The sequence below is a fragment of the Vibrio sp. 1580 genome (genome assembly GCF_033340055.1).
Window position 1 is genome coordinate 1 of sequence record NZ_JAWOVT010000041.1, and the last position, 3,855, is coordinate 3,855.

Consider the following 3,855-nt stretch of genomic DNA (forward strand, 5'->3'; position numbering starts at 1 on the left):
TTAGTCGATTGCTGATAGAGTGGGACTGCTTTGGTTTAAAAGAAAGTAATGAGTAATTTAACGTAACACTCGTTGTGCGAACTGAACGATAGAACGCAAAAGGTTGCCCAAACCGGCGACCTTTTTTACATCTGGCAGATACGAAAAACGCCTCCCAATGGGAGGCGTTTTTCTTGAGGACGTTCATTACCTTAGAAAAGGATCGTTGAGATCCCAGCTCTTTGGTTGTAATCTCAATCCCCAGATGTGACAAAACCGACCCTGCAAGGTCGGCTTTGATCGGAATACTTACCGGTTTGACGGCCTGTGTAAGTCCTTTCATGATAGCCCATATCGTTTAAGCACTTCAAGTATTCCTGCACTCTGTTTGGACTCAAGATGTTTTGGACAGAGCGATGCGCATCAGCCACCGACCAAGGGAAGTTCCAAAGGTGGCAGGTAAAGGCACTAATCAAAACTTGCGAAAGCACGATAAAACCGCTCTCTTGTAGCTGCTAGAGGGAGAACTGCGGAAAAGGAATAATTGATTAGTGTTGTGAGACTGGAATGGGGGCGTAAAGCCTTACTCACAGCGCAGGGCAGCCCGAAAGGGAAGAGACTTACCCAATCTGAAAGCGACCAAAAAGATACCCAAATCACTCATAAATTTGAGTTGAAATGGGTAGGGGTCGGCGCAGCCGAAAGGGTGGTTTGCGCTAGCTTGGCTAGCCTCCTCTTTGCTCTTACTGTCATTGTTCGATACTTCATGATTTCCCTTATTTGCATTTCTTTATCTTACTTTCTATCTTTTGTTAAGCACATAAGCAAGGCTACACAAAGACCCCTCCACTTCGTTACGTTGTCATTGTGCCTTGTAAGGGACGCTACGCTCCCTTAACCCTAGTTAAAAGCACTCAAACTAAAGAATTACCATGACTGAAAAGAAGAAAGTAATACGAGAAAAGTCCATCAAGATCAGAGTCACTGAGACTGAACTTCAAGCTCTGAAAGATCGGTGTGATGGTGCGGAATTAGCTCCTTGGGTGAGAGAGACTTGTCTTGGGGAACGGACTCTTAAAAGAGCCAATGTTCCTAAAGTAGACCCCGCATTATTGCGCCAGTTATCTGGACTTGGAAATAACTTGAATCAGATCACTAGAGTAGTGAATACCCAGAATTATGATGTCGTGAATGTGGTTCAAGTATTGGCTCAACTTTCAGCAATCGAGCGTCAGCTTGGGCAAATAATGGCACAGTATGAGATCTCAGTATGATTGTTCAGTTCGCTCGTAGAGGTAAGGGCGTTGGGAGTGGCCCTGTTGATTATCTCTTAGGGAAAGATAGAAATCGGGAGAGGGCGACACTCAATCAAGGCGATCCTGATTTAGTTCAATCACTCATTGATTCGAGTCCTTACGCCAAAAAGTACACATCGGGCTTTCTCTGTTTTGCTGAAACGGACTTATCACAAGAGATTAAAGATCGCCTCATGGCTGATTTTGAAAAGGCTTTGTTACCAGGCTTAGACAAAGACCAATACTCCATTCTTTGGGTAGAGCATCTTGATAAAGGGCGGTTAGAGCTGAATTTTGTTATTCCAAATATTGAGCTTCATTCTGGCAAGCGACTTCAACCTTACTACCACTTTGCAGACAATCCTCGTATCGATGCGTGGCGCACCATTAAGAATCTTGAACTAGGGCTTCATGACCCAGATGACCCTGCTAATCAGCAAGGCTTGGTGAGTGCTAAAGACACTCCATCCGATGCAAAAGAGATTCAGCAACTTCTTACCGATGGTCTACTTAATCTTGCTCAATCAGGCGCGATCCGTAGTCGAAAAGGGGTAATTGGTGCGCTTGAAAGCAAAGGATTTGAGATTGCCAGAGTGACAGCTAAAAGCATCAGCATTAAGAATCCCGAAAGTGGGAAACGAAACATAAGATTAAAAGGTTTGTTGTATGAGCAAGATTTTGAATATGGCGAGGGACTTCAATTCGCAATCGAAGAAGCAAGCCAACGCTATCGAGCAAACGCTAAAGAAAGACTTCGAGAGGCACGAACAACGTATTCAAGATGCGTTGAAATCAAGCGAGCAGAAAATCATAAACGACATCCAAGAGCAGCAATCACGTTTGAATCTCTTGGTGATGAAAACATGGATTTGGTTGCCAGTGACCCTGTTATTTTTGGTGATCGTCAGTTACGGGATCGCTTGGTATCAAGGGCAGACGATATTAGACAATCAGAAAAAGATAGCCCGCCAAAAAGCGATCCTAGAGCAGTTCCAGAACAAGACTTGGGGGCTTTCTCTGTACGAGAGCCAGAAAGGGGAACGTTTTATTGTGATACCAGAGGGTTACTCGATTCTGGAGGGGTGGACAATGAACGATGGCAAGAACGAGCTGATCAAGTTGGAGAGGAAATAAATGACCGAGCTAGAGAAACAACTTTTGCACGCCTTCGAGGTTTTAGAGAGGCAGCACAAGGAGCAGCACAGCGAGTTCGTGAAGCTCTACAAGGATTTAGAGAAAAGATTCGAGCAGAGCAGCGAGGAGAACCAACGCTTACAGAGCAGTGTGAGCAGCTTGACCATGCAAGTAAACAACTTGACGCAGCAGCTCCAGTCGTTGGAAAAGCAATACAGCAAGAGCAGTCGTTAGCACGACAAAATCGCAGAGGTCGAGGTTTCGGATTTAATCGTTAATACATTTGAAAATACGCTTGCCAGGAGTACAATGTACTCCTATTCTTTTGGGAGAGGATCGGGTTATTAGCTACGCATTAGAGTTTATTGAAACGCCATTGTTTGAATCTCAGCGAAAAGAGATGCTCACGGATGAAGAGTTTCGAGCGTTGCAGTCAGACATCATCAAAAACCCAGAAATGGGATCGTTGATTGTCGGAACGGGAGGGCTAAGAAAAGTTCGCCTTGCTGGAGAATCGACAGGTAAGAGTGGTGGTTATCGAACGATTTACTTACTGATCCAACCTGATGTTGTCTATTTGGTGTTGCTGTACAAGAAAGGGAGAAAGGACTCTTTAACTCAGAAAGAGAAGAATCTCCTTAAAGAAGTGTCGAGGTCGATTAAGAGAGAGTATGACAATGAGCAATAGTATTTTTGATGAACTTTATACATCGATGAAGCAAGCCGAAGCGATTGCAAAAGGAGAGCAGACTCCTGCGAATGTCACTCGTTATGAGATTGCCGATGTTAAAGCGATCCGAGCACAACTGGATGTCAGCCAAAAAGAGTTGGCACAAGCGATGGATGTGAGTATTGATACCGTGAAAAGTTGGGAGCAAGGACGGAGAAATCCGACAGGTTTAGCAAGCAAAGTCCTAACTCTACTCTCTAAAGAGCCAGAGCTTTATGCGAAGTTTTCAGTTTAAAGATTAAGAGGTGTCTATGAGTGCAGCTGTTACTTTTGAGCAATTCTGTCAGCGTTACGAGTACGATCCGAGAAGTTCGTTATCTCGATTTGAATATGAGAAGTACAAAGAGAAGAAGTACAAAGAGAACTTAGAGATAGCTAACGAGCTGATCACCAAAGATGCCATCGATAAGATGAAAACATAGAAAAAACGCCCTTAGAGGGCGTTTTTTGTTTCAATCGAACTGCGAACTTTTTGTCCTGTAAATCGCTCTGAAAGCGTCACAAACTTACAGCCCGATTTCTGGCTAATTAGGTAAGGATAAGTGCTTAAAAACGCTCCAGGAGCGTTTTGAGAGCGTCAGATTGGCGTTTTGAGATGCTAAGTCGGCTATTTAACGTAATAGGAATAATAATCACCACCACAACGTTATGTTGCTTTAAATTATGAGCTTCTTTGCTTCGATTTGAAGCCATTCAAATGTGTTTTTGGGCTCTCCA

Annotated in this window: 7 protein-coding genes; 6 read left to right on the forward strand and 1 reads right to left on the reverse strand. The window is 43.8% G+C overall.

All coding sequences use genetic code 11. From position 1 onward, the window contains the following. A partial coding sequence (locus R7093_RS23825) for a hypothetical protein (protein ID WP_276426088.1) occupies nt 1–322 on the reverse strand: 322 nt, incomplete at its 3' end. Between the two features lie 589 nt (nt 323–911). On the opposite strand from R7093_RS23825, the gene R7093_RS23830 reads away from it, so the two are divergent. From R7093_RS23830 to R7093_RS23850, 6 genes are all read left to right on the forward strand, one after another. After that, nucleotides 912–1,253 carry a MobC family plasmid mobilization relaxosome protein gene (locus tag R7093_RS23830; RefSeq protein WP_025607773.1) on the forward strand — a complete coding sequence of 114 codons (342 nt, stop codon included), beginning with the start codon at nt 912–914 and terminating at the stop codon, nt 1,251–1,253. A gap of 705 nt (nt 1,254–1,958) precedes the next feature. Next, nucleotides 1,959–2,408, forward strand: coding sequence for an MbeB family mobilization protein (locus R7093_RS28690; RefSeq protein WP_353616425.1), 450 nt, complete (start codon nt 1,959–1,961; stop codon nt 2,406–2,408). After that, nucleotides 2,409–2,642 (forward strand): MbeD/MobD family mobilization/exclusion protein, encoded by a 234-nt coding sequence (locus R7093_RS28695; RefSeq protein WP_169567099.1) that lies wholly within the window; start codon nt 2,409–2,411, stop codon nt 2,640–2,642. Between the two features lie 61 nt (nt 2,643–2,703). After that, nucleotides 2,704–3,096, forward strand: coding sequence for a type II toxin-antitoxin system RelE/ParE family toxin (locus R7093_RS23840; RefSeq protein ID WP_224723981.1), 393 nt, complete (start codon nt 2,704–2,706; stop codon nt 3,094–3,096). Beyond that, nucleotides 3,086–3,373 carry a NadS family protein gene (gene nadS, locus R7093_RS23845; RefSeq protein WP_029946694.1) on the forward strand — a complete coding sequence of 96 codons (288 nt, stop codon included), beginning with the start codon at nt 3,086–3,088 and terminating at the stop codon, nt 3,371–3,373. The genes R7093_RS23840 and nadS overlap by 11 nt, the downstream gene beginning before the upstream one ends. Before the next feature lie 16 nt (nt 3,374–3,389). Next, on the forward strand, nt 3,390–3,560 hold the full coding sequence (locus R7093_RS23850; RefSeq protein WP_005398424.1) for a hypothetical protein: 171 nt from the start codon (nt 3,390–3,392) through the stop codon (nt 3,558–3,560). Nucleotides 3,561–3,855 lie beyond the last annotated feature (295 nt).

Excerpts from the sequence above, each read along its gene's own strand:
- R7093_RS23830 (WP_025607773.1), top strand. The coding sequence starts at position 912 with ATGACTGAAAAGAAGAAAGTAATACGAGAAAAGTCCATCAAGATCAGA.
- R7093_RS28690 (WP_353616425.1), top strand. The coding sequence starts at position 1,959 with ATGGCGAGGGACTTCAATTCGCAATCGAAGAAGCAAGCCAACGCTATC.
- R7093_RS28695 (WP_169567099.1), top strand. The coding sequence starts at position 2,409 with ATGACCGAGCTAGAGAAACAACTTTTGCACGCCTTCGAGGTTTTAGAG.
- nadS (WP_029946694.1), top strand. The coding sequence starts at position 3,086 with ATGAGCAATAGTATTTTTGATGAACTTTATACATCGATGAAGCAAGCC.
- R7093_RS23850 (WP_005398424.1), top strand. The coding sequence starts at position 3,390 with ATGAGTGCAGCTGTTACTTTTGAGCAATTCTGTCAGCGTTACGAGTAC.